Below are 23,686 nucleotides of genomic sequence, written 5' to 3' on the forward strand. Positions count from 1 at the left end.
CCAGGGGCCCTTCCGTCTCCGGCACGCCTGCCGCCGCGGCCGGGCGCCCGCGGTGGCAGGAAAGGTGGGAAACAGGTCATTGCCGCCATCGGAGCCCGCTGACAGGCTGGCCGGATGAGAGCACGCAGCGTGCTCGTCGTCCTCTACGACGGCGTGCAGAGCCTGGACGTGACCGGCCCCCTGGAGGTGTTCGCGGGGGCGGGCGCCGCCGCCGGGCGGCCCGGCGCCTACCGGCTGACCACCGCCTCGCCCGGCGGCGCCCCGGTGCGCAGCCGCAGCGGCCTGCGGCTGCTGCCGGACGCGGACCTGGCCGGGGCCGGCCCGGCGGACACCCTGCTGGTCCCCGGCGGGGCGGAGGCCGACGACCCGGGCCGGGCGGCACTGGTGGCGCGGATCCGGGAGCTGGCCGAGGGGGCCGAGCGGGTGGCGTCGGTGTGCACCGGGGCGTTCCTGCTCGCCGAGGCCGGACTGCTGGCCGGCCGCCGGGTCACCACCCACTGGGCGTACTGCGACACGCTGGCCCGGCGCTTCCCGGACGTCCGGGTCGACCCCGAGCCGATCCACGTCCGGGACGGGCCGGTGGCCACCTCCGCCGGGGTGACCGCCGGGATCGACCTGGCCCTCGCCCTGGTCGAGGAGGACCTCGGGCGCGACGCCGCGCTGCTGATCGCCCGTCACCTGGTGGTCTTCCTGCGCCGGCCGGGCAACCAGGCGCAGTTCAGCACCCAGCTGGCCGCCCAGGTCGCGGCCCGCGACCCGCTGCGCGAGGTCCAGCGCTGGATCGCCGAACACCCGGAGGACGACCTCTCGGTCGAGGCACTGGCCCGCCGCTCGGCGCTGTCCCCGCGGCACTTCGCCCGCGCCTTCGCCGCCGAGGTCGGGGTCACCCCCGGCCGGTACGTGGACCGCGTGCGGCTGGAGGCGGCCAGGCGCCGGCTGGAGGACACCGCGGACGGGATCGAGGAGGTCGCCCGCTCCTGCGGCTACGGCACCCCGGAGGCGATGCGGCGCGCCTTCGTCCGGGCCCTGGCCGTCGCCCCCACCGAGTACCGGCGCCGCTTCCACCCCGGCCCCACCACCCACCGAACCGGAGGAACCTGATGCGCATCGCCGTCCTGCTGTACGACCAGTTCACCGCCCTGGACGCCGTCGGCCCCTACGAGGTGCTGTCCCGGATCCCGGGCGCCGAGGTGGTGTTCACCGCCGCCCGGCGCGGGCCGGTGCGCACCGACATGGCGAGCCTGGCGCTCACCGCCGACGCCGCCCTGGACGAGGTGGACGCGGCCGACGTGCTGCTCGTCCCCGGCGGGCCCGGGACGCAGGAGCGGCTCGCGGACGCGGCCCTGCTGGAGTGGGTCCGCGCGGTGGACGCCACCACGCGCTGGACGACCTCGGTCTGCTCGGGCTCCCTGCTGCTCGGCGCCGCCGGACTGCTGACCGGGCGCCGGGCCACCTCGCACTGGTGCTGCCTGGACCAGCTGCCTCGGTACGGCGCCGAGCCGGCGGCCGCCGAGCGGGTCGTGATCGACGGCAAGTACGCCACCGCGGCCGGGGTCTCGGCCGGGATCGACCTGGCGCTGTCGCTGACCGGCCGGCTCGCCGGGGACTCCGTCGCGGAGGCGATCCAGCTGGTCATCGAGTACGACCCGCAGCCGCCCTACTCGACGGGCTCCACCGCGAGCGCGCCGGCCGGGATGGTCGAGGACCTGCTGGCGAAGGGGCTGCTGCTCTAGGACGTGTCCGGGGTCCTCTGTCGGCCCCGGGGCTTCCCGGCCGGGCGTCAGGTGCGCCGGGCCGGGAAGCCGTGGGCCCGGGCGCCGAGCACCACCGCGAGGACCGGTACCAGCAGGAGCAGGACGGTCCACGGCAGCGCCCCGGTGCCGAACCGGCCCAGCACCAGGCCGCCGGCCACGCCGCCGCCCGCCATCGCGACGTTCCACAGGGTGACCAGCGCGGCCTGGGCGGCGTCCGCCTGCGCGCCGCCCGCGTCGCCGGCGGCGGTCTGCAGCAGGGCCGGCGCGCCGCCCCAGCCCAGGCCCCAGAGCAGCGCCGCGAGGTGGACCAGCGGCGAGCCGTCGGGCCACAGGCCCAGCAGGGCCGCCGCCGCCGCGATCAGCAGGACGCCGCCCGCGGTCAGCCACCGCAGCCGGCGGTGGATGTGCACGCCGGTGAACCAGATCGCCACCAGCGAGGCCACCCCGAAGACCAGCAGCACCGAGTCGGTCGCGGTCCCGAGGCCGGCCCGGTCGAGGAACGGTGCGACGTAGGTGAACAGGACGGTGTGGGCGAGGACGAGGAGCACCGTCACGGCGAGCACCGGCCGGACTCCGGGCAGGGCGAGCGCGCGCCGTACCGGGGTCCGGTCGCCGTCCGCCCGGCCGGGCTGGTCCGGCAGGGCCGCCGCGATCCAGCCGATCACGCCGACCGCCAGTGCCGTCATGGCCAGGAACGGCACCCACCAGGCCAGCACCCGGCCGAGGAAGGTGCCGACCGGTACTCCCAGCGAGAGCGCCACCGGCACGCCCGCCATGGCGACGGCCATGGCCCGGCCCTGCTGCCCGGCCGGCACCAGACGGCGGGCGTAGCCGGCCAGCAGCGCCCAGGCGAGGCCGGCCGCGACCCCGGCGAGGAAGCGGGCGGCGATGGTGAGCGGGTAGTTCGTGGAGGCCGCGGTCACCGTGTTGGCCACGGCGAAGCCGGCCATCGCACCGAGCAGCAGCCGCTTGCGGCTCCAGCCGGCGGTGGCCGCGGTCAGCGGGATCGCGGTGGCGGCGGTGCCGAGTGCGTAGACGGTGACGGTCTGCCCGGCCGCCGACTCGCCGACGCCGAGGGCCCCGCCCATTCCTGGCAGGACGCCGGCGGGCAGGGTCTCGGTCAGTGCGGTGACGAAGACGGCGGTGGCCAGTGCGAGCAGGGACGGGAGCGGGAACGGGGACCGCCCGCGCGCCGCGGGGGTCGGGAGCTGTGTGGTCGCCATGGGGACCATGCTCGAACCTCACACCGGTGTCAGGTTCAAGTGCGTTCCGGCGCGGTTCACGTGCGGTCACGTGTGTTCAGGCGCGTTGGCATGCGTTCGCGTGCCGTTCGCGTGCGTTCGCGTGCTCCGGTGCGGTGCCCGGCCCCCGCACGGCGCGGGGGCCGGGCGGCCGGTCAGCGGTGGAAGTACCCGTCGAAGTTCCTGGAGAACTCCCGGCCGCCGAACTGGTCCCAGTTGACGGACCAGGTCATCAGCCCGCGCAGGTTCGGCTGGGCGCCCGAACGCGGCACGTAGGAGCCGCAGTTGGCGAGCCGGGTGAGGCAGTCCAGGGCCTTGTCCACCTCGGCCGGGGAGACGTAGCCGTTGCCGGCGTTGGTGGTGGCGGGCATGCCGACGGCCACCTTGGAGGCGGGCAGCGGCGGGAACACGTTGGCGGTGTTGCCCGCCACCGGGAAGCCGGTGAGCAGCAGGTCGGTCATCGCGACGTGGAAGTCCGCGCCGCCCATCGAGTGGTACTGGTTGTCCAGGCCCATGACGGAGCCGGAGTTGTAGTCCTGGACGTGCAGCAGGGTGAGGTCGTCGCGCAGCGCGTGGATGACCGGGAGGTAGGCGCCGGCCCGCGGGTCCTGACCGCCCCAGGGGCCGGATCCGTAGTACTGGTAGCCGAGTTGGACGAAGAACGTCTCCGGCGCCATGGTCAGCACGAAGCCCTGGCCGTACTTGGCCTTCAGGGTCCTCAGCGCCGAGATCAGGTTGACGATGACCGGGGTGGTCGGGTTCCTGAAGTCGGTGTCGCCGGTGTTGAGGGAGAGCGAGTGGCCCTCGAAGTCGATGTCGAGGCCGTCCAGGCCCCACTTGTCGATGATCGCCGAGACCGAGCTGACGAAGGTGTCCCGGGCCGCGGCGGTGGTCAGCTGGACCTGGCCGTTCTGGCCGCCGATCGAGATCAGCACCTTCTTGCCCTGGGCGCGCTTGGCGGCGATGGCGGCCTTGAAGTCGGCGTCGGACTCCACGCCCGGGCAGTCGGCGGCGGAGCAGCGGTTGAAGCGGATGTCGCCGGAGGTGACGGAGGTGGGCTCGCCGAAGGAGAGGTCGATGAAGTCCCAGGAGTTCGGGACGTCGGCCATCCGGGTGTAGCCGGCGCCGTTGGCGAAGCTGGCGTGCAGGTAGCCGACCAGGGTGTGGCCGCCGGCGGGCGGGGTGGTCGGGGTGCCGGTGGCGGTCGGGCTGCTCGTCGCGGTGGGCGAGCCGGTGGCGGTGGGCGAGGCCGTGGCGGTGGGGCTGGCGGTCGCGGTCGGCGAGGCGGTGGCCGTCGGCGAGGCGGTCGCGGTCGGCGTGGGCGTGGGCGTGGGGGCGCCCGGGCCGTCCAGCGAGACGTCGTCCGCGTAGTAGGTGCCCTGGCCGTACCAGCCGTGGGTGTAGACGGTGGCGCTGGTCTGGTTGGCGCCGGTGGTGAAGCTGAGGCTGAGCTTCTGGTAGCCGCCGCCGGTGCCGGGGGTCCAGGTGCTGGGGCCGCCGCCGTCGACGCCCAGGTAGACGTACGAGCCGTTGACGTACGCGCTGAGCGTGTAGGTGGTGCCGGGGGCGACGGCCACGGTCTGGGCGCACTGCGCGGTGTCGCCCGCGGTGGCGGCGCCGGCCAGCGCACGGGTGCCGCCGTGCACGGGGGCGGTGACGACGCTGCCGGTGCCGCCGCTGCAGCTCCAGGGGCCGAGCGAGCCGGACTCGAAGCCGCCGTTGACCAGGAACTCGCCGGCCGAGGCGGCGGGCGCCAGGCCCAGGGTGAGGCCGACCAGGGTGGCAGCGGCGACGGCGGAGGCGGTGCCGGCGGCGATCAGGGCGCGGGGACGCGGGGGTGAGCTTCTGGGCATGGGGGCTCCTGCGGTGACACGGTCGTGGGGGACGTCCGAGGGCACGCCGGAGCACGCGCCAGTGGGGGGAACGGCCCGGCCTGGCACCCTAGTTGGACTAGACCACTGAAGTGGATCCGACGCTTCGGTGTCAATGGTCCAGACCGGTTGCGGGGCGCCGGGGGCCGGCGGGGGCGTCGGCGGGGGAACCGCCCCGGTTGCCGGGTGTGACACCCCGTCGAAGGATGGAGGGGTGACCCCGCCCGGCTACCTCCGCTACCCGCACCTGCACGGCGACCTGCTCGCCTTCACCGCCGAGGACGACGTGTGGATCGCCCCGCTGGACGGCGCCGGCGGCACCGGCCGGGCCTGGCGGATCGGCTGCGACCGCACCCGGGTCAGCCACCCCCGCCTCTCCCCCGACGGCCGCTCCCTCGCCTGGACCAGCTGGCTCAGCCTCACCCCCGAGGTGTGGACCGCCCCCGTCGAGGGCGGCGGCGCCCGCCGGCTCAGCTACTGGGGCAGCCAGGACACCCGGGTGCGCGGCTGGCTGCCCGACGGCGAGGTCCTGGCCGTCACCTCGTACCACGAACCGTTCGGCCACTACACCTGGGCGCACGCCCTGCCGCCCGACGGCTCCCCCGGCCGCCGGATGCCCTGGGGCCCGGTCGGCGACGCGCAGATGAGCCGCCGGCGCACCGTCCTGCTCACCGGCGCCGCCCCGCACGAACCCGCCGCCTGGAAGCGCTACCGCGGCGGGGCCACCGGCCGGCTCTGGGTCGACGGCGAGCAGGTCCTGGCCGGCCACCCCGGCCACCTCGCCTCGCCGATGCCCGTCGGCGACCGGATCGCCTTCCTCTCCGACCACGAGGGCATCGGCAACCTCTACTCCTGCCGCCCCGACGGCACCGACCTGCGCCGGCACACCGACCACGCCTCCTACTACGCCCGCGAGGCCGCCACCGACGGCACCAGGATCGTCTACCAGCACGCCGGCGACCTCTGGCTGCTGGACGGCCTGGACGCCCCCGCCCCCCGCCGGCTGGCCGTCCCGCTCGGCGGCGCCCGCGCCGGCCGCCGCCCGTACCAGGTCAGCGCCGCCTCCCAGGTCAAGGACCTGGCCTGCGACCAGAGCGGCCGGGCCGGGGTGATCACCGTCCGCGGCAGCCAGTACTGGCTCACCCACAAGGACGGCCCGGCCCGCGCCCTCGCCGACACCCCGGGCGTGCGGACCCGGCTGCCGGTCATGCTCGGGCACACCGGCGAGGCCGCCTGGATCACCGACGCCGAGGGCGCCGACGCCGTCGAGGTGGTGCCGCTGCCCGGCCACGAGGGCGCTCCCGGACACGGCGACCCGGCGACCCCGGACCCCGGGCACGACGGGGGCGGCCGGCACCGGCACCGGGTGCTCGCCGCCGGCCGGCTGGGGCGGGTCCTGGAGCTCACCGCCTCCCCCGACGGCGCGCACCTGGCGGCCACCTCCTCGGACGGGCGGCTGCTGCTGGTCTCCGCCGCGGACGGGGCCGTCCGCGAGATCGCCGCGTCCGGCTACGGGCCGGTCTCCAGCGCCCGGTTCTCCCCCGACTCGCTCTGGCTCGCCTGGTCCCAACCGGTGGCCGGGCGCTCGCTGCGCCGGATCCGGCTCACCCGGACCGACGCCCCCGCGCCGATCACCGAGGTCACCGACGGCCGGTTCGAGGACGAGCAGCCGGTGTTCACCCGGGACGGCCGCTACCTGGCCTTCCTGTCCTGGCGCGGCTTCGACCCGGTGCACGACGTGCACACCGGCGACCTCTCCTTCCCGGTGGGCTGCCGCCCCTACCTCGTGCCGCTCACCGCCGACACGCCGTCCCCGTTCGCCGCCCCCGCCGGGGACGGCGCCCCGCGCGGGGACGGCGGCGGCGACGGCACCGTCCGGGTCGAGCCGCAGGGCATCGGCGAACGGCTGGTGCAGTTCCCGGTGATCGCCTCCAAGTACTCGGCCACCGACGCGGTGCGCGGCGGCCTGGTCTGGCTGCGCTGGCCGATCTCCGGCACCCTCGGCCAGACCTTCGCCAGCCCCGACGACACCTCGGGGCGCCCCTCCCTGGAGTACTTCGACCTGGCCCGCGGCACCCGGAGCACCCTGGTCGACAAGCTGGACGGCTACGCGGTCTCCGGCGACGGCGGCTCGGTCGCGGTGTACTCGGCGGGATCCCTGCGGATCGTCCCGGTCGGGGCCCCCTCCGCCGGCACCACCGTCGACCTGCGCCGGATCACCCACACCGTGCACCCGGCCGCCGAGTGGCACCAGGCCTACCACGAGGCGGCCCGGATCGTCCGGGACCAGTTCTGGGACGAGCGGATGTCCGGCCTGGACTGGCCGGCGCTGGTCGCCCAGTACGAGCCGCTGCTGGAGCGGATCTGCTCCCCGGACGACTTCGCCGACCTGCTGCGCGAACTCCTCGGCGAGCTCGGCACCTCGCACGCCTACGTCACGCCGTCCCGGCGGGGCGAGGGGCCCTCGCTCGCCCAGCAGCCGCTCGGCCTGCTCGGCGCCAACGCGCACCGCTCCCCCGACGGGCGCTGGCTGGTCAGCCGGGTGCTGCCCGGCGAGTCCTCCGACCCGCGCGCCCGGGCCCCGCTGGCCGCCCAGGGCGTGCGGGACGGCGACGAGCTGCTGACCGTCGGCGGCCGCCCGGTCGACCCGGTCCGCGGACCGCTGCCGCTGCTGGCCGGCACCGGCGGGACCACCGTGGAGCTGGCGCTGCGCAGCGCCCCGGACGGGCCGGTGCGGCGGATCACCGTCACCCCGCTGACCGACGAGCGGGCCATCCGCTACCAGGACTGGGTGGCCAGACGCCGTTCCCTGGTCCGGGAGTTCAGCGACGGCCGGTGCGGCTACCTGCACATCCCGGACCTCGGAGGCTCCGGCTGGGCCCAGTTCAACCGCGACCTGCGCCGCGAGCTGGACAAGCCGGCCCTGGTGCTGGACGTGCGCGGCAACGCCGGCGGCAACGTCTCCGAACTGGTGCTGGAGAAACTCACCCGGCACGTCCTCGCCTGGGACTTCAGCCGGGACCGCCAACCGGTCCGCTGGCCCCGGGACGCGCTGCGCGGCCCGATGGTGGCCCTCGCCGACGAGGCGACCAGCTCGGACGGCGACGTGGTCATCGCCGCGATCAAGCTGCTCGGCCTCGGCCCGGTGATCGGCAACCGGACCTGGGGCGGGGTGGTCGGGATGACCGGGCGGCACACCCTCGGCGACGGCACCCAGATCTCGGTGCCGAAGAACGCCTCCTGGTTCGGCGGCGGCCTCGGCTGGTCGATCGAGAACCGCGGCGTCGAACCGGACGTGCACGTGCTGCGCACCCCGCAGGACTGGGCCCGCGGGCGCCACCCCGAACTGGTCGCCGCCGTCCAGCTCGCCCTGGATCTGCTGGAGGACCTGCCCGCGGCGGCGCCCCCGCCGGAGTCCACCCCCCGGCCGGACCTGCGGCGCCCGCCGCTGCCGCCGCGCACGCGCTGATCCCCCCGGGCGCGGGACCCGGGGGGCGCGGGGGTCACGGCCCGGTCAGTCCCAGGGGTCGCCCTCGGCCGTCATGTTCTCGGCGGCGCGCCGGTCGGCCTCCTCCTGCGCGGACTGCGCGGAGAGCCGCTCAGACTCGCGGGTCCCCCTCGCCCGCTCGACCTCGTCGCTGTACGCGTCGGCGGCCTCGTCGTGGGCCAGGGCGGCGCGCTCGGTGGCGTCCTGCCCGGCGGTGTCGTGCGCCTTGTGGCGGAACCTGTCGAAGATGCCCATGACTCCTCCTCCGGACGGATACCGGGCTGCCCCCACTCTCACACCGGTGCCGGACCGCCGCACCTTGAGTCCTTGGTCCCGGTCGGACGCGTCCAAGGGCCGTAGCGGGGCAGCCCGCGGCGGGCGCAGGGTGGAGCCGTCGGCCGATCTGACGTCCACCGTCTGGAGCCCGCTGTGACCGTCGCCCACCCCGAACGCCCCACCCGGCGCCCCGCCGAGGACCTGCACGACGGACCGCGCCGCCGGGTCGGCCCGCTGGCCGCACTGGACGGACGGCTGCCCGGACCGCACGACCTGCTGCTGATGCAGTGCCCGGGCTCGCTGCGGCCGCTCGCCGGTGGCGCACTGCCGCCCTGGGCCCGGGCGGTGCTGCGCGCGCACCCGTGGGTCACCGTCGGGCGGGCGCCCGTGCTGCTCGCGGCGCCGACCGCGCCGGGCCCGCAGCGCTGCGCCCGGGACGACGCCCCGGCGCCCGACCAGTGGATCCCGGTGACGGTGCGCGGCGCGCGGCCCGGTCAGCGCCTGGACGCGCTGGCGCCCTGGGCGGCCGTCGCCCGGACCCTGCGGCCGGAGCAGCTGGTGGCCCGGCGGGCCCGGCTGGCCCCCGGACGGCTCGCCGACGTCCCGGCCCTGGCGCTGCTGCCGGAGGTCGACCGGCTGGTCGCCGACCACCGGCTGGCCTGGGGCCCGATCGGCGCGGTCGGCTACGAGCTGGGCAGCGGGGTGCCGGTCGCCGGGCCGCTGAGCCCGCTGCGGCTGGTGCTGCGGGCCCCGCACCCGGTCAGCCGGCGGGACGCGCTCCAGCTGCGGCGCGCGCTGAGCAAGCTGCCGGTGCCGGTGCAGGCCGAACTGGAGACCCGCTACGGCGCGGTGCTGCTGGCGGAGTACGCGGCGGGGCCGCAGGCGCTCACCCTGCTGACGCCGTACGGGCCCCGGGAGGTCCACGATCCGTGGTTCCCCCGGGGCCCGTTGTACTGAGGGGTGCGGTCAGCCGCTGACGCTGGGCGCGCCGGTCTCCAGGTGCCCGGTGAACCGCTGCGACCAGGTGGCGTCCGCGTCCACCGTGACGGTGAAGTCGTACCAGCCGTTGCCGTAGGCCACCGCGTTGAAGTAGTCGCTCACGCTGCCGCCGGCCGGCACCTGGTACGTCCAGGGGCCGTCGGTGCGGTAGTTGTTCGACGCGATGGTGAAGGTGAGCGGGGTGCTGCCGGAGTTGGCGAGCCGGAAGTAGAGCGCCAGCTTGCCGGTGCCCGGCTCGACCGCGTACGAGGCGGTGACGGCCGCGTTCTTGCCCGCCTTCGTGGCGTCGCCCTTGAAGCGGCGCAGGAAGCGGTTGGGGCCCACCACCGTGAGGTCGTACGGGCCGCCGCCGAAGCCGGTGCCGCAGTTGAAGAAGTCGCTGGTGCTGCCGCCCGGGTCGACGGTGTACTGCCAGGGGCCGCCGCTGCGGTAGGCGTTGGCGTAGGCCGCGAAGTGCGCGGACTTGGTGGCGGCCGCGCCCTGGTTGGCCATCGCGATCCAGACCTTCATCACCCCGCCGGAGCCGAACTCCAGGTGGTCCAGGTTGGCGTTCGGCTGGTACGGCAGGGCGCGGGCCTGCCGGGTGCCGGACTCCTGGAGCGGCAGCTGGTTGTTCACCGGCGCCGGGTTGGGCAGCGGGCCGCAGGCGGACAGGCCGATGGTCTGCGAGGTGTCCGGCAGCGCGGGCAGGCCGTAGACCGGGTTGGCGAAGTCGAAGGCGCTGGTGAGGTCGCCGCAGACGCGGCGGCGCCAGTCGCTGATGTTCGGACAGGTGGCCGGGGTGCCGAGGGCGGTGGTCCAGGCCTCCAGGAAGCGCAGCACCGAGGTGTGGTCGAAGGTCTCGGAGTTGACCCAGCCGCCGCGGGTCCACGGCGAGACCGCGATCAGCGGGACGCGGAAGCCGAGGCCGATGTTGGTGCCGCTGTAGAACTCGCCGGGCGTGCCGGCCGGGGCGACCGGCGGCGGGACGTGGTCGAAGAAGCCGTCGTTCTCGTCGTAGTTGACGAACAGGACGGTGGAGTTGAAGACGTCCGGGTTCGCGTTCAGCGCGTCGACCACGTTGTGGACGAAGTGCGCGCCGTCGGCCGGGGTGGCGTAGGGGTGCTCGGAGGAGGCCTGGTCCGGGACGATCCAGGAGACCTGCGGCAGGGTGCCGTTGAGCACGTCGGCCCTGATCGCGGCGACGATGTCGTCCGGGGTGCGGCCGGTGACCTTGGGCACCGAGCCCATGCCCTTGACGGCCAGCGGGCTGCCGGCCGGGGCGTTCGCGAACTGGGTGAAGTAGGCCAGCGCGTTGTCGCCGTAGTTGTCGGCGGCGTTCTGGTAGACCTTCCAGCTCACGCCGGCGTTCTCCAGCGCCTCGGCGTAGGTCTGCCAGCGCAGGCCCTTCTCGTCGCCGCCGTCGTAGGCCGGACCGCCGGCGGCGCCGGCCGGGTCGATCTGGCCCGACCAGTGGTAGGTGCGGTTGGGGCCGGTCGCGCTCAGCACCGAGCAGTGGTAAGCGTCGCAGATGGTCCAGTTCTCGGCCAGCGCGTAGTGGAACGGGATGTCCTGGCGGGTGAGGAACCCGAGGGTGCGGACGTTGCCCTTGGCGGCGACCCAGGAGTCGAGCTTGCCGCCGTTCCAGGCCTTGTGCTGGTCGCTCCAGCCGTGCGCGAGGTCGCCGTTGCACTGGGCGAGGCGCTCGGGGTCGGCCCCGCCGGCCGGCTTGGTCTGGCTGAACTGCCACGGGTACTGGCGGCCGAGCCCGTTGGGCTGGTTGAAGACGCTGTAGCCGCCGGAGATCTGGATGGCGCTGCGGTCGGCGAAGCCGCGCACGCCGCGCAGGGTGCCGAAGTAGTGGTCGAAGCTGCGGTTCTCCTGCATCAGGATCACCACGTGCTGCGCGTCGGCGATGGTGCCGCTCTGCCGGAGGCCGGCGGTGGCGGCGGTGGCGGCGGTGGCGGTGGCGGTGGTGGCGGTGGTTCCCGCGGTGCTCGGGGCGGCCCCCGCCGCCCCGCTGCCGGCCACGGCGAGGCCCGCCGCCGCGGCTCCGGACAGCGTGACGAACTTCCTACGACTCAGCTCGGCCATCAGTCCGGCCCGTCCCTTCGCTGGCGATGTTGTGTACACAAGTCGGGGCTCATCGATCGCGCAGCATCTTCCACCGCGGCCCGAGCGGCCCACCAGATGCCCGCGGCAGGATTGGTGGACTGTTCGTCCGGCCGTCACCGAACGACGGCGGGCTGAACGGGCGGCGGAAACCCCGGGGAGGGACGGCGGGGGCCTGGCCCGGAGGGACGGCGGGGCCGGGGTCAGCGGTCCCGCACCGTGATCCCCAGGGCGTGGGCGAACTGCGGCGCCAGCTCCAGCAGCTGGGTGGAACTGATGACCGCCCCGCGCAGCCCCTCGTGGCCGTCCGCCAGGCCGAGCCGGGCGGCGTCGCGCAGGTCGGCCCCGCTCAGGGTGGCGCCGCGCAGCCGGACCTCCTCCAGCGTCGAGCCGGGGAAGGAGACCTCCGTCAGCCTGGCCCCGCCGAAGTCCACGTCGCGCAGCAGGCAGTCCTCGAAGACGACGTCCCGCAGGACCGCGGCCCGCAGGTTGACCGCCTCCAGCTTGCAGCCCCGGAACACCACCCGGCGCAGCGCCGAGCCGTGCGCGGCCACCCCGGCGAGCACGCCGCCCAGGACGGCGGTGTCCTGCCACTCGGAGTCGCTCAGGTCGCAGGCCACCCAGCGGCCGGCCTGCACCCAGACCTCGTTGAACCGGGCCTGGCGCAGCTTGACCCCGCTGAGCGCGACCCCGGTGAAGGCGCACTCCAGGAAGGCCGCCCCGGCGGCCGACTCGTCGGTGTGCTCGCCACCGTCGAAGTGCACGGTGTCGTAGTGCTCGTCACTGCGCAGCGCCCCCGTGTGCGGGCTGAGCAGCTCCGCGTAGGGCAGGTCGGCGAGCTGGTCGGGGACGGAGCGCGGCATGGCGGGCACCTCACGGTCGGGCGGCACGGACGACCGGAGCGGTCGGCGCCGGCCGGAGCCGTCGCGGCGGTCGGACGGGTCTCGCCCGCATGCTCGCACGCGGTACCGACAACGCCCCGGAGCACGCCGGGCGCCCGCCCGGGCGACGCGCGGGGCCGCGACACCGGCCGCGTCGTCGGGCAGGAGACGGGCAGGAGACGGCCCGTGACGCGCGGGCGCCCCGGCCCGGCCGCTGCGGACGGCGGCCGGGCCGGGGCGGTCACCGGGGGATCAGCCGCGCGCCCAGAGGGAGTTGACGCGGCTGCGCTCGGTGCTGTTCGGGTAGGGGTTGGTGCAGGAGGTGCCGGGGCCGCCACCGGACATCAGCTCGCTGCACGGGCCCGAGTAGTGGTCCGGCAGGCCGAGCACGTGACCGGTCTCGTGCGCGGTCACCCGCACCGAGTTGTACTGCCGGTTCTGCTGGTAGTCGAGGAAGATGTAGCCGCGCCCGTGGCCGTCGGTGCTGGCGTAGGAGCCGCGGCTGTCGTTGCCCTCGTAGTAGCGGAAGTCGGCGGCCGAGCCGGAGCGCAGCTGGACGTTGCTGACCGAGCTGTTCCAGATCTGTGCGGCCTGGGAGATCTGGTTGCGGAAGCTCGGCGCCGAGCTGGCGTCGTAGGTGACGACCACGGTGGCCAGGTTCGGGTTGGCGGCCTGCTTGGCCTTGGCGGAGGCCATCACGGCCTGGAAGAACGCCTGGTTGTCCGCGGTCTCGGCGGCCGAGCCGGCGTACGTCGAGGCGGTGTAGCCCTGGACGGCCGCGGCGGGGGTGGCGGCGGCCGCGGCGGTGGTGGGCAGCACGGCGAGGCCGGCGGCGAGGGCGAGGCCCAGGGTGGCGGACAGCACGGATCGCTTCATGTGGGGGCTCCGATTCCGGTGGTGTCCGGCCGGGTTGGGGGCCGGCTTGGGGGGACACCTGGTCAGCGGGTGATGTCCCAGAGCTTCGGGCAGCCCGGCGGGCGGGCGGATGATGTCAACCGGTGATAGCCCGACCCAATACCCCTTCGGGCGGCGGGATTTGGAACGTCCTTTTCCTCGCCTTGACCCGCGCGTGCCCCTGGCTTTCGGTTCCGCCGGGGGCTAGGCTCGGCGCGGGGAAGTAACCGAAGCGGCGGGCCGCCCGATTCCGGCCGGGCGGCCCGCTGCTCCCGAGGACGGCACCGACTCGGCTGCCGGGGCGGGTGTTCGCGGGAGGTGGCGGTCAGTTCGCGGGCGCGACACCGTTCGCCCAGAGGGCGTCGACCTGGCCGCGCTCGTTGCCGTCGGGGTAGGGATTGGTGCAGGACGGGCCGGGGCCGCCGCCGGACATCAACTCGCTGCACGGGCCCGAGTAGTCGTCGGGCAGGCCGAGCACGTGACCGGTCTCGTGCGCGGTGACGCGGAGCGAGTCGTACTCCTGGTTCTGCTGGTAGTCGAGGAAGACGTAGCCGTGGCCGTGGCCGTCGGTGCTGGCGTAGGAGCCACGGCTGTCGCTGCCCTCGTAGTAGGAGAAGTCGCCGCCACCGCCGGTCTCCTGGAGCTGGACGTTGCGCACCGAGCTGTTCCAGATCTGCGCGGCCTGGGCTATCTGGCCGGTGAAGGAGGGCGCGTTGGCGGTGTCGTAGGTGACGGTGACGGTCTGCAGCCACGGGTTCGCGGCTCGCTTGGCCCGGACGGAGGCCGTCACGGCCCGGAAGAACGCCTGGTTGTCCGCGGCCTCGGCGGCCGAACCGGCGTACGCCGGGGCGGTGTAGCCCTGGACGGCCGCGGCGGGCGGGGCGGTGGCGGGTGCGGCGACGGCGGTGGCGGGCAGGCCGGCGAGGCCCGCGGCGAGGACCAGGCCGAGGGCGGCGGACAGCACGGATCGATTCATGTGGGGGCTCCGGATTCGCGGTGCGCCGACCGCCGGACCGGTGGGGGCCGGACGCGGCGGCGGCGGACGGTGGGGCGCCCCGACCGGGGGCCGGGGCGGATTCGCTGCACCCGAGCTTCGACCCGTCCGCGCCCGGCGCGGATGATGTCAACCGGCGATAGCGCGGCCGCATACCGGCGGTCCCCGCCGCTTGACCCTCTGTCATGTCCTTGGCGAGAAAGGCCGTCGACGTCTATGCTCCCCGGGTGGAGCTCGACGTGAGACACCTCCGGGTGCTGTGCGCGGTCGCCGACGCCGGCAGCCTCCGCAAGGCCGCGCTCCAACTCGGCATGACCCAGCCCTCCCTCACCACCCAGCTGCACCGCATCGAACGGGCCGTCGGCGGTGCCCTGTTCACCCGCGAGCAGACCGGCAGCCGGCCCACCGCGCTCGGCCACTCGGTGCTGTCCCGGGCCCGGCCGGTGATCGCCGAGATGGCCGCCCTGGTCGCCGCCGCCCGCCAGGAGGCCCGCGACGCGGCCGGCCCCGGTCGGCAGCGGCGGCTGCGCATCGGCAGCGTGGGCAGCCGGGCGGTCGCCGCCTGGCTGCGCCGGGTCCACGAACGGCTTCCGGAGACCGACACCACCATCCACGTCGACGTCTCCGCCAGCGCGCTGCTGCGGCTGGTCGCCGCCGACCAGCTGGACGTGGCCTTCGTGAACGAGAGCGAGGGCTTCCCGCTGCGGGTGCCGCCGGACGCCGAGCACCGGGTGCTGATGGCCCGGGAGCCGCAGTTCGTCGCGCTCGCCACCGGCCACCCGGCCGCCGCCCGGACGGTCGTCCACCTCGCCGACCTCGCCGAGGACACCTGGATGGTCGACCCGACCGCCGACCACGAGTACGCGGCGATGCGCCGGGTGTTCAGCGAGGCCGGGCTCAACCCCCGGGTCGTCCAGGTCCGGGACAACGCGACCGCCGCCGAACTGGTCGCCTCCGGCGAGGCCGTCCGGCCGTGCCAGCCGACGTCCGCCCCCGGGCCGGGCACCGTGGTGCGCCCCGTGCACGGGGACCCGCTGGCCGTCCGGCTGCTGTTCACCTGGCGGGCGCGCTCGCTCAGCCCGCCCGCCCTGGACACGCTGTACGACGAACTGCGCGCCGCCTACCTGGACCTGGCCAGGGTCAACCCGGCGTACCTGGACTGGCTGGCCCGGCACGAGCCGGTCCTGCTGGAGTGCGCCTGACCGGACCGGCCGGGTCCCGCCAGAGCGCCCGACCCGGCCGGTCCCGCCCCGGCCCGGCCCGGCCCGGTGCGGCCGGCCTCCCGGCGGCGCGGTCAGCCCTCGCGGGTGTGCAGCACCACCCCGACCGCCACGGTCAGCGCGCAGACCAGGCCCGCCGCGAGCACCCCGGAGCCGCCGAGCGCGGTGCAGGCCAGCACCAGCACCGCCCCCGCCGGGGCGAGCGCCTGCGCCAGACCGGTCTTGGTGTGCCGGGAGTGCAGCAGCCAGACGGTGAACAGGTAGAGCGCGGTGGGCACGGTGACGGTCGCGGTGGCCGCCGTCGCCGAGATCTCCGCCTTGTGCACGGCCGACTCCACCGCCACCTCCAGCCCGGTGCCGATCGCGGCGGCCGCGCCGAACACCAGGTAGTGGCCGTAGCCCCAGGCGAAGGCCTGCCGGTTGGAGCGCAGGTGCTCGTGCACCGACCGGGCGAAGTAGATCCACCAGGCGGAGAAGCAGATCAGCAGGCCGCCGGCCGCCACCGGCAGCAGCCGGCCCAGCCCCTCGTGCTCGTCCACCGCCGACTGCACCGCGATGGTCGCCGCCGCCACCGTCTCGCCGAGCACGATCAGGGTGAACAGCCCGTACCGCTCGGCGATGTGGTGCGGGTGCCAGGTGGTCTGCATCCGCAGCTCGGCCACCACCGGCACGGCCAGTTCGGCCAGCACGCCGATCGGGATGACGTACGGCCGGGCGGCGTCCGGCAGGAAGAGCAGCACCACCCAGGCGATCTGGCACAGCGTGATCCCCAGCGCGTACCTCAGTGCGACCCGCCTCGCCTCGCCCTGCTCGCTGGCCGCCGCGCGCAGCCACTGGGTGACCATCGCCAGGCGCATCACCACGTACCCGGTGACCGCCAGCGTCAGGTCCTGGGTGGCGAACAGGCGCGGCACCCCGGCCGCGAGGATCAGCACGCCGGCGATCTGCACCAGCGTGGTGATCCGGTACGGCACGTCGTCGCAGTCGTACGCGGAGGCGAACCAGGTGAAGTTCATCCAGGCCCACCAGATCGCGAAGAAGGCGAGGACGTATCCGCGCAGGCCCTCGCCGTAGTGGCCGGCCGCCAGGTCGTGGGCGAGCTCGCGCCCGGCCTGCCCGACCGCGACCACGAAGCAGAGGTCGAAGAAGAGCTCCAGCGGGGTGGCGACCCGGTGCGGCTCGTTGCGGTCGCGCGGGACCATCCGGCGCACCGGGCGCGGATCGGCGGGACGCGGGTGGGGGGCTGCGGCGGAATCGCTGGCCATCGGTGCTGCTCCGGGGTGGGAGGGGCGGGCTCTCCCGCGCATCCTGGCAGCGGCCCGGGCCCGGCGCACGCACCGGCGCGACGGGTCCGGCCGTTCGTACACCCGGGCACGATGTGCCGGTTCGCCCCTTTTTTCCTTGCCGTCAGCCGTAGTTGACGTCCGGGTGCGCGAACCGGGTGACAGCGCGACGGGTTTCCGGGCGCGCCCGCGCGCTGCGCGCGCGACCCGCCGGACCATCCGGCTAGATTCGTCCCCGGTTGGAAGAGCGCGGGCCCTGCGGGGCCCCACGACACGGGCGGCCTGCGGGCAACGCGGAAGGTCAAGGCCGGTGGCAGGACAGCGGGGGCGGCGCAGCCGACCCAGCCGTGTCCGCACCACCGGCCTCGTGATCACCGCGCTGCTCGCCAGCGCCTGCCGTGCGGCCGGTGCCGCCGCACCCGCGACGGGGGCTACTTCTCCCAGCCGACCTTGGCGTAGTCCTCCCCCGCGAGCCCGAAGGCGCCGTAGTTGGCGAGGCCCTTGCGCGTCGCCAGCACCACCGGCCGCTGGTAGAGCTCGACGGTGTGGCCGAGCTCCCAGATCTTCGCGTCCGCCTGGTTGTAGAGCTTCGCGGCCTCCGCCGCGTCGACCGTCCCGGCCGCCTTCTTCAGCAGGTCGTCGATCTCCTGACTGCCCAGCCGGGACGGGTTGTTGAAGGTGTTGTCGCCCACCGGCAGGCGGAAGTTGGGCAGGCTCTTGGAGAGCGGGAAGGAATCGGTGTTGCGCCAGCTCGCGATCTCGAACTTGCCCGGGTTCACGTACTTGGTGAAGAAGTCGTTGGACGGCACCTTGTCCAGGTCGACCTTGACGCCGGCCGCCTGCCACATCGCCGCCGCCGCGGTGGCCAGGTCGATCTGGGCCTGCGGGGTGGCGTCGTTGACCACCCAGTGCAGCTCCAGCGGCTTGCCGTCCCGGGTGCGCGGCTGACCGCTGCCGGCGTCCTTCCAGCCGGCCTCGTCCAGCAGCTTCCTGGCCGCGGCGAGGTCGAACCTGGCCCACTCGCCGGAGTTGTCCTGGTAGCCGGCCTGGTTGGGCATGAGGATGTGGTTGCCGAGCGGCTTGAACTCCACCGGCACCCCGTTGTTGGCGATCTTGATCAACGCGGACCGGTCGAGCGCCTTGCCGAGCGCCTGGCGGACCTTCTGGTCGGCCAGCGCGCCGCCGCCGCCGAAGGATATGTGCACCTCGTCCCACGGGCTCGCGCTGCGGATCACGGTGTCCTTGGCGTCCTTGAGCTGCCCGTACGCGGTCGCGGTGCCAGCCGTGGCGAGGTCGATCTCGTTGTTGAGGTACGCCTGGGTGGTCGCCGACTGGGACATCACCCGGAAGGTGATCCGGTCGAGCTTGGCCCGGGTGCCCCACCAGGCCGGGTCCGGGACGAGGGTGAGGGTCTGCGCGGTCTTGTCCGCCGACCCGACCTTCAGCGCGCCGGCGGTGATCGGGATCCTGTCCACCCAGCCCTTGTTGAAGTCGTCCGGGGTGGCGATGCCGGCCGCCGGGATCAGCGGGCGGAACAGGTTCTGCCAGTCCGCGTACGGCTCCGAGAAGGTCACCTTCACCTCGGACGGGTCCGCGCCCTGCTCGACGGCGGAGATCTGCTCGTAGCCGGAGGGGTCGGAGATGTTGTACGCCGGGTCCTTGCCGTTGCTGGTCTGCCAGTCCGCCTTGAAGTCCAGGTAGCTCAGCGGCTTCCCGTCCGACCACTTGGCCTTGGGGTTGAGCTTGTAGGTGATCACCTGCGGCGAGGTCGAGGTGACCTTGGCCTCCAACAGGTAGTCGGTGTTCGGCAGGAAGCTGCCGGAGGGGTCGGTGTTGAACAGCGACGGCTCCAGCGCGCGCATGATCGAGACCGCGTCGCCGTAGGTGCCGTCCACCTGGAACGGGTTCCACTGGCTGATCCACTGGTAGAGCGGCAGGCGCAGCTCGCCGCCGTCCTTCACCTGGTCCAGCGGCTTGGCGTTGATGTCCTGGGAGTCCTGTCTCGGCGGCTCGCTCTTGGCCACGGTGTCGGCCGACCCGCCCCCGCCCGAGGTGCACGCGGTGACCGCCAGCGCGACGGCGGCCGCGAGGGCGGTGGCCCGGCCGAGTCGGCGGGCCGTGGTGGAAGCGTCCATGGGAGTCCCCCTGGTGAGTTCTTCTGAGTTCTTCAGAGCGGGAGTTGGGCCGCGCGAGGTGTGGCGGGGCTTGAGCGTGGGCAGCCAATTCGGCACCGGGCCAGCAGAACGTAACAGCGGATCAGATCCGCCACCAGGGGGAGGAACGCACACCTGATCCAGACGTCACACGCGGCAACACCACCGCAACACCCCGGCCGTGCGCCGGTGCAAGACTCTGACCTGCTGTTTCCCAGAGGGCCCGGACCGGGCCTCCGACCGAAGGCCACCACCCGATGCCCACCAGACGCGTCGGCCCCGCCCCCGCCACCCCGGGCGGACGCTGATGCCCCGTTACCTGGCGAAGCGGCTGAGCTACTACGCCGTGCTCCTGATCGCCGCCGTGTTCCTGGCGTACGCGATATCCGCGACCGCCCTGCAACCGCGCACCTACTTCGACGCCAAGGTCCCGCGCCCCGCCGCCGAGTCGGTGGAGCGCCAGCTCACCGCGCTCAACCTGAACGACCGCACGCCGGTCGTCGAACGCTTCGGCCACTGGGCCGGCGGCCTGCTCCGGGGCGACCTCGGCCAGACCATCCACGACACCCCGGTCACCGACGACTTCGGTCGCCGGGTCTGGGTCTCGCTGCGCCTGCTGCTGGTCGGCAGCCTGCTCGGCATGCTCCTCGGCGTCGCCGTCGGGGCGTGGGGCGCCGTCCGGCAGTACCGGTTCTCCGACCGGCTGCTCACCGTGACCTCCTTCGTCCTGCTCTCGACCCCCGTCTTCCTGGTCGCCCTGTTCCTCAAGAACGGCGCCATCGCCGCCAAGGACGCGGCCGGCCACGACGTCGTCCCGTTCACCGGCTACGAGACCCCCGGGCTGACCGGCGGACTCGGCGCCCACCTCGCCGACTGGGCGCTGCACCTGCTGCTGCCCACCGTCTCGCTCGCCCTCGGCGGCCTCGCCACCTACAGCCGCTACCAGCGCGGCACCATGCTCGACGTGCTCGGCTCCGACTACCTGCGCACCGCCGAGGCCAAGGGCCTCACCCGGCGCCGGGCGCTGCTCAAGCACGGGCTGCGGACCGCCGTGATCCCGATGTCGACGATGTTCGCCTACAGCTTCCTGGGCGTCTTCACCGGCGCGATCTTCACCGAGACCATCTTCGGCTGGCACGGCATGGGCGAATGGCTGATCCAGTCCATCAACGAACAGGACGTCAACTCCGTGGTGGCGGTCAACCTGTTCACCGCCGTGGTCGTCCTCGCCTCCGGCTTCCTCGCCGACACCCTGCACGCCGCCCTCGACCCGCGCGTGCGGTCCTGACCGGAGGTGACCTGACGTGACCACCATCGCCGCGGAGCCGGCCGCGCCCGCCCCCACCCCCGCGCCGCGGACCGCCGGCCGCGGGCGGCTCGTCCTCGCCCGGCTGCTCGCCGCCCGCGGAGCCCTCGCCGGAGCCGTCGTCGTCCTGCTGCTGTTCGTGCTCGCCTTCGGCGGGCCGTACCTCACGCCCTGGGACTACGCCACCCCCGACTTCACCGCGCTGCACCGACCCCCCTCCGCCGAGCACTGGTTCGGCACCAACGGGATCGGCCAGGACGTGTTCGCGCAGACCGTCCGGGGCCTGCAGAAGTCCCTGGTGATCGGCCTGCTGGTGGCGCTGTTCTCCACCGTGCTGGCCTCCCTGGTCGGCGCCTGCGCCGGCTACTTCGGCGGCTGGACCGACCGGGTGCTGATGTTCCTGGTGGACCTCCTGCTGGTCTTCCCGAGCTTCCTGATCATCACCGTCGTCTCGCCCCGGCTGCGCAGCGCCGGCTGGATCGCCTTCGTGCTGCTGCTCGCCCTGTTCAACTGGATGATCACCGCCCGGGTGGTCCGCTCGATGACCATCTCCCTGCGCGAGCGCGAGTTCGTCCGCGCCGCACGGTTCATGGGCGTCCGGCCGCTGCGGATCATCACCCGGCACGTCCTGCCGAACGTCGCCTCCTTCCTCATCATCGACGCGACCATCGCCGTCGGCGGCGCCGTGATGAGCGAGACCGCGCTCTCCTACTTCGGGTTCGGCGTCAAACCGCCGGACGTCTCGCTCGGCACCCTGCTCGCCGCCGGCACCAGCGAGGCCCCGGTCTTCCCCTGGATGTTCTACTTCGCCGCCGGACTGCTGGTGCTGTTCGTCCTCGCCGTCAACCTGATCGGCGACGGGCTGCGCGACGCCCTCGACCCCACCGCCGGGAGCGCGCCCCGCCGCCGCTCCGCCCGTAGGAAGCGCCCGTGACCACCACCGTCGACACCCCCCTGCTCGCCGTCCGGGACCTCCGGGTGGACTTCGCCGGGCCGCACGGTCCGGTCCCCGCCGTCCGCGGGGTGGACCTCACGCTGCGGCGCGGCGAGACCCTCGGCATCGTCGGCGAGTCCGGCTCCGGCAAGTCCGTCACCGCGCTGTCCGTGCTCGGCCTGCTGCCCGGTACCGCCGAACTCCGCGGCTCGGTGCGCCTGGACGGGCGGGAGCTGGTCGGACTGCCCGGCCGCGAGCTCGCCGCGATCCGCGGCCGCCGGGTCGCGATGGTCTTCCAGGACCCGCTGTCCGCCTTCACCCCGGTCTACCGGATCGGCGACCAGATCGCCGAGGCGGTCCGCATCCACCAGCGGGTCGACCGGGCCGCCGCCCGCCGCCGGGCCGCCGAACTCCTCGAGCTGGTGGGGATCCCCGACCCCGGACGGGCCCTGGACAGCTTCCCGCACGAGTTCTCCGGCGGCATGCGCCAGCGCGCCATGATCGCCATGGCGATCGCCAACGACCCCGACGTCCTGCTCGCCGACGAACCCACCACCGCCCTGGACGTCACCATCCAGGCCCAGGTGCTGGACGTGCTGCGCACCGCGCGGCGGGAGACCGGCGCGGCCCTGGTCCTGGTCAGCCACGACCTCGGGGTGATCGCCGGCATGGCCGACCGGGTCGCGGTGATGTACGCGGGCCGGGTGGTCGAGTCGGCCGGGGTGGACGAGCTGTTCACGGCCCCTCAGCACCCCTACACCCTCGGGCTGATCGGTGCGGTGCCCCGGCTGGACGGGCGCGGCGTCGCCCTCGTGCCGATCCCCGGCACCCCCGCGCCGATGGCCGACCTGCCGCCGGGCTGCCCGTTCGCCGCCCGCTGCCCGATGGCCGAGGAGCGCTGCACGACGGCGGAGCCGCCGCTGACCGGGGGCGGAGCCGGGAACGGGGACGGGAGCGGAGCCGGGGACGGGGAGCACCTGGCGGCCTGCGTGCGCTCGGCGGAGCTGGCCGGGCGCCGGCCCGCACCCGCCGAGGTCTACCCGGTGCCGGCGCTGCCGCCGGCCGCCGCCGCCCCGGCGGACCGCGGCTCGCGGGCCCCGGTGCTCTCGGTCAGCGGCCTCGGAAAGACCTTTCCCCTCCTCAAGGGGACGGTGTTCAAGCGCCGGGTCGGCGAGGTCTACGCGGTCGACGGCGTCGACCTCGACCTGCGGGAGGGCGAGACCCTCGGCCTGGTCGGCGAGTCCGGCTCCGGCAAGTCCACCACCCTGTTCGAACTGCTGAACCTCGCCGCCCCGGAGACCGGCCGGATCGAGGTGCTCGGCCGCGACACGGCCGAGCTCACCCGGGCCGAGGCCCACCGGCTCCGCGCCGAACTGCAGATCGTCTTCCAGGACCCGATGGCCAGCCTCGACCCCCGGATGCCGATCGGCGACATCGTCGCCGAGCCGCTGCGCGCCCAGCACGCCGCCGCCGGCGAGATCGCCCGCCGGGTGCCCGAGCTGCTGCGCCAGGTCGGCCTCGACCCGGCGCACGCCGTCCGCTACCCGCACCAGTTCTCCGGCGGGCAGCGCCAACGCGTCTCCATCGCCCGGGCCCTGGCCGTCCGGCCGAAGCTCCTGGTGCTGGACGAACCGGTCTCCGCACTGGACGTCTCCATCCAGGCCGGGGTGCTCAACCTCCTCCAGTCGCTCAAGGCCGAGCTCGGCCTCTCCTACCTGTTCGTCTCCCACGACCTCTCGGTGATCCGGCACCTCGCCGACCGGGTCAGCGTCATGTACCTCGGACGGACCGTCGAACAGGGCGAGGTCTCCGCCGTCTTCGAACGCCCCCGGCACCCCTACACCCGGGCCCTGCTCTCCGCCGTCCCGCTGCCCGACCCGGCCGCCGAACGCGCCCGGGAGCGCATCCTGCTCGCCGGGGACCCTCCTTCCCCCACCGAGCGCCGCACGGGCTGCGCCTTCCGGACCCGCTGCCCGGTGTACGCCGGGCTCACCGGCTCCGCCGAGCGGGCGCGGTGCGAGCAGGAGCGGCCGGGCCTCGGGGACGGGCCGGGCCTCGGGGAGCGGCCGGGGGCTGCGGCCGGGGCGTCGGACCACCAGGCGGCGTGCCACTTCCCGGCGGCGTAGGCCGGCCGGGCCGACCGGCGGATCGTCACGGTGGGTGACCACTCGAAAGCGATTCGGCGGATCGGCCCGGCGCCGTGTAATGTTCTCCAGGTCAGCAGGCGCCGCTAGCTCAGTTGGTTAGAGCAGCTGACTCTTAATCAGCGGGTCCGGGGTTCGAGTCCCTGGCGGCGCACATG

Annotated in this window: 17 protein-coding genes and 1 tRNA gene; 9 read left to right on the plus strand and 9 right to left on the minus strand. The window is 74.6% G+C overall.

The annotated features are described in order from the left end of the window. Window positions 1-114: 114 nt before the first annotated feature. Window positions 115-1,101 carry a GlxA family transcriptional regulator gene (locus ACFYUY_RS17420; protein WP_387901367.1) on the plus strand — a complete coding sequence of 329 codons (987 nt, stop codon included), beginning with the start codon at window positions 115-117 and terminating at the stop codon, window positions 1,099-1,101. Next, a complete protein-coding gene (locus ACFYUY_RS17425; protein WP_387901370.1) occupies window positions 1,101-1,733 on the plus strand; it encodes a DJ-1/PfpI family protein in 633 nt (210 codons plus the stop codon). Before ACFYUY_RS17420 ends, ACFYUY_RS17425 begins: the two co-directional genes overlap by 1 nt. Before the next feature lie 47 nt (window positions 1,734-1,780). Here the strand turns inward: ACFYUY_RS17425 and ACFYUY_RS17430 are convergent, their stop codons facing one another. Next, the gene (locus ACFYUY_RS17430) at window positions 1,781-2,977 is read right to left on the minus strand and encodes an MFS transporter (protein ID WP_387901373.1); all 1,197 of its coding nucleotides are present in this window, start codon (window positions 2,975-2,977) and stop codon (window positions 1,781-1,783) included. 173 nt (window positions 2,978-3,150) lie between these two features. Further along, window positions 3,151-4,848 carry a chitinase gene (locus ACFYUY_RS17435; RefSeq protein ID WP_387901376.1) on the minus strand — a complete coding sequence of 566 codons (1,698 nt, stop codon included), beginning with the start codon at window positions 4,846-4,848 and terminating at the stop codon, window positions 3,151-3,153. Between the two features lie 232 nt (window positions 4,849-5,080). On the opposite strand from ACFYUY_RS17435, the gene ACFYUY_RS17440 reads away from it, so the two are divergent. Beyond that, a complete protein-coding gene (locus ACFYUY_RS17440; protein ID WP_387901378.1) occupies window positions 5,081-8,335 on the plus strand; it encodes a S41 family peptidase in 3,255 nt (1,084 codons plus the stop codon). A gap of 45 nt (window positions 8,336-8,380) precedes the next feature. On the opposite strand, the gene ACFYUY_RS17445 is transcribed toward ACFYUY_RS17440, so the two are convergent. Continuing rightward, complete coding sequence (locus ACFYUY_RS17445; RefSeq protein WP_387901380.1) at window positions 8,381-8,608, minus strand: hypothetical protein; 228 nt, start codon at window positions 8,606-8,608, stop codon at window positions 8,381-8,383. 174 nt (window positions 8,609-8,782) lie between these two features. On the opposite strand from ACFYUY_RS17445, the gene ACFYUY_RS17450 reads away from it, so the two are divergent. Then, window positions 8,783-9,586 (plus strand): phosphoribosyl-dephospho-CoA transferase MdcG domain-containing protein, encoded by an 804-nt coding sequence (locus ACFYUY_RS17450; protein WP_360209331.1) that lies wholly within the window; start codon window positions 8,783-8,785, stop codon window positions 9,584-9,586. Window positions 9,587-9,595: 9 nt separating this feature from the next. Here ACFYUY_RS17450 and ACFYUY_RS17455 read toward each other — a convergent pair whose 3' ends face one another. From ACFYUY_RS17455 to snpA (ACFYUY_RS17470), 4 genes are all read right to left on the minus strand, one after another. After that, on the minus strand, window positions 9,596-11,701 hold the full coding sequence (locus ACFYUY_RS17455; RefSeq protein WP_387901382.1) for a phosphocholine-specific phospholipase C: 2,106 nt from the start codon (window positions 11,699-11,701) through the stop codon (window positions 9,596-9,598). A 221-nt stretch (window positions 11,702-11,922) separates the two neighbouring features. Next, entirely contained in the window at window positions 11,923-12,582 is a 660-nt protein-coding gene (locus ACFYUY_RS17460; protein WP_360209337.1) for a pentapeptide repeat-containing protein, read from the minus strand. A 270-nt stretch (window positions 12,583-12,852) separates the two neighbouring features. Continuing rightward, a complete protein-coding gene (gene snpA / locus ACFYUY_RS17465; RefSeq protein ID WP_360209339.1) occupies window positions 12,853-13,476 on the minus strand; it encodes a snapalysin in 624 nt (207 codons plus the stop codon). Window positions 13,477-13,819: 343 nt separating this feature from the next. After that, window positions 13,820-14,470 carry a snapalysin gene (gene snpA / locus ACFYUY_RS17470; RefSeq protein WP_360209342.1) on the minus strand — a complete coding sequence of 217 codons (651 nt, stop codon included), beginning with the start codon at window positions 14,468-14,470 and terminating at the stop codon, window positions 13,820-13,822. Window positions 14,471-14,715: 245 nt separating this feature from the next. Here snpA (ACFYUY_RS17470) and ACFYUY_RS17475 point away from each other — a divergent pair, with 245 nt between their 5' ends. Further along, window positions 14,716-15,690, plus strand: coding sequence for a LysR family transcriptional regulator (locus tag ACFYUY_RS17475; RefSeq protein ID WP_360209345.1), 975 nt, complete (start codon window positions 14,716-14,718; stop codon window positions 15,688-15,690). A gap of 92 nt (window positions 15,691-15,782) precedes the next feature. On the opposite strand, the gene ACFYUY_RS17480 is transcribed toward ACFYUY_RS17475, so the two are convergent. Then, window positions 15,783-16,973: a low temperature requirement protein A gene (locus tag ACFYUY_RS17480; protein ID WP_387901386.1), complete on the minus strand. Its 1,191-nt coding sequence runs from the start codon at window positions 16,971-16,973 to the stop codon at window positions 15,783-15,785. Window positions 16,974-17,422: 449 nt separating this feature from the next. After that, the gene (locus tag ACFYUY_RS17485; RefSeq protein ID WP_387901388.1) at window positions 17,423-19,126 is read right to left on the minus strand and encodes an ABC transporter family substrate-binding protein; all 1,704 of its coding nucleotides are present in this window, start codon (window positions 19,124-19,126) and stop codon (window positions 17,423-17,425) included. Window positions 19,127-19,451: 325 nt separating this feature from the next. Between ACFYUY_RS17485 and ACFYUY_RS17490 the strand changes: the two genes are divergently transcribed. The 4 genes from ACFYUY_RS17490 to ACFYUY_RS17505 all read left to right on the plus strand — a co-directional run bounded on the left by ACFYUY_RS17490 (window position 19,452) and on the right by ACFYUY_RS17505 (window position 23,682). Continuing rightward, the gene (locus tag ACFYUY_RS17490; protein ID WP_387901391.1) at window positions 19,452-20,432 is read left to right on the plus strand and encodes an ABC transporter permease; all 981 of its coding nucleotides are present in this window, start codon (window positions 19,452-19,454) and stop codon (window positions 20,430-20,432) included. Window positions 20,433-20,448: 16 nt separating this feature from the next. After that, window positions 20,449-21,384: an ABC transporter permease gene (locus ACFYUY_RS17495; protein WP_387901394.1), complete on the plus strand. Its 936-nt coding sequence runs from the start codon at window positions 20,449-20,451 to the stop codon at window positions 21,382-21,384. Next, window positions 21,381-23,510, plus strand: a complete 2,130-nt coding sequence (locus ACFYUY_RS17500) for a dipeptide ABC transporter ATP-binding protein (RefSeq protein ID WP_387901397.1) — start codon at window positions 21,381-21,383, stop codon at window positions 23,508-23,510. The genes ACFYUY_RS17495 and ACFYUY_RS17500 overlap by 4 nt, the downstream gene beginning before the upstream one ends. 98 nt (window positions 23,511-23,608) lie before the next feature. Next, window positions 23,609-23,682: transfer RNA gene (locus ACFYUY_RS17505), tRNA-Lys, on the plus strand. Window positions 23,683-23,686: the final 4 nt, after the last annotated feature.

The organism is Kitasatospora sp. NPDC004745, from assembly GCF_042873275.1.
Lineage (GTDB): Bacteria > Actinomycetota > Actinomycetes > Streptomycetales > Streptomycetaceae > Kitasatospora.

What these genes read in the sequence shown, in the direction of transcription:
- ACFYUY_RS17420 (WP_387901367.1), top strand. Translation starts at nt 115, where the DNA reads ATGAGAGCACGCAGCGTGCTCGTCGTCCTCTACGACGGCGTGCAGAGC.
- ACFYUY_RS17425 (WP_387901370.1), top strand. Translation starts at nt 1,101, where the DNA reads ATGCGCATCGCCGTCCTGCTGTACGACCAGTTCACCGCCCTGGACGCC.
- ACFYUY_RS17430 (WP_387901373.1), bottom strand. Translation starts at nt 2,977, where the DNA reads ATGGCGACCACACAGCTCCCGACCCCCGCGGCGCGCGGGCGGTCCCCG.
- ACFYUY_RS17435 (WP_387901376.1), bottom strand. Translation starts at nt 4,848, where the DNA reads ATGCCCAGAAGCTCACCCCCGCGTCCCCGCGCCCTGATCGCCGCCGGC.
- ACFYUY_RS17445 (WP_387901380.1), bottom strand. Translation starts at nt 8,608, where the DNA reads ATGGGCATCTTCGACAGGTTCCGCCACAAGGCGCACGACACCGCCGGG.
- ACFYUY_RS17455 (WP_387901382.1), bottom strand. Translation starts at nt 11,701, where the DNA reads ATGGCCGAGCTGAGTCGTAGGAAGTTCGTCACGCTGTCCGGAGCCGCG.
- ACFYUY_RS17460 (WP_360209337.1), bottom strand. Translation starts at nt 12,582, where the DNA reads ATGCCGCGCTCCGTCCCCGACCAGCTCGCCGACCTGCCCTACGCGGAG.
- snpA (WP_360209339.1), bottom strand. Translation starts at nt 13,476, where the DNA reads ATGAAGCGATCCGTGCTGTCCGCCACCCTGGGCCTCGCCCTCGCCGCC.
- snpA (WP_360209342.1), bottom strand. Translation starts at nt 14,470, where the DNA reads ATGAATCGATCCGTGCTGTCCGCCGCCCTCGGCCTGGTCCTCGCCGCG.
- ACFYUY_RS17480 (WP_387901386.1), bottom strand. Translation starts at nt 16,973, where the DNA reads ATGGCCAGCGATTCCGCCGCAGCCCCCCACCCGCGTCCCGCCGATCCG.
- ACFYUY_RS17485 (WP_387901388.1), bottom strand. Translation starts at nt 19,126, where the DNA reads ATGGACGCTTCCACCACGGCCCGCCGACTCGGCCGGGCCACCGCCCTC.
- ACFYUY_RS17490 (WP_387901391.1), top strand. Translation starts at nt 19,452, where the DNA reads ATGCCCCGTTACCTGGCGAAGCGGCTGAGCTACTACGCCGTGCTCCTG.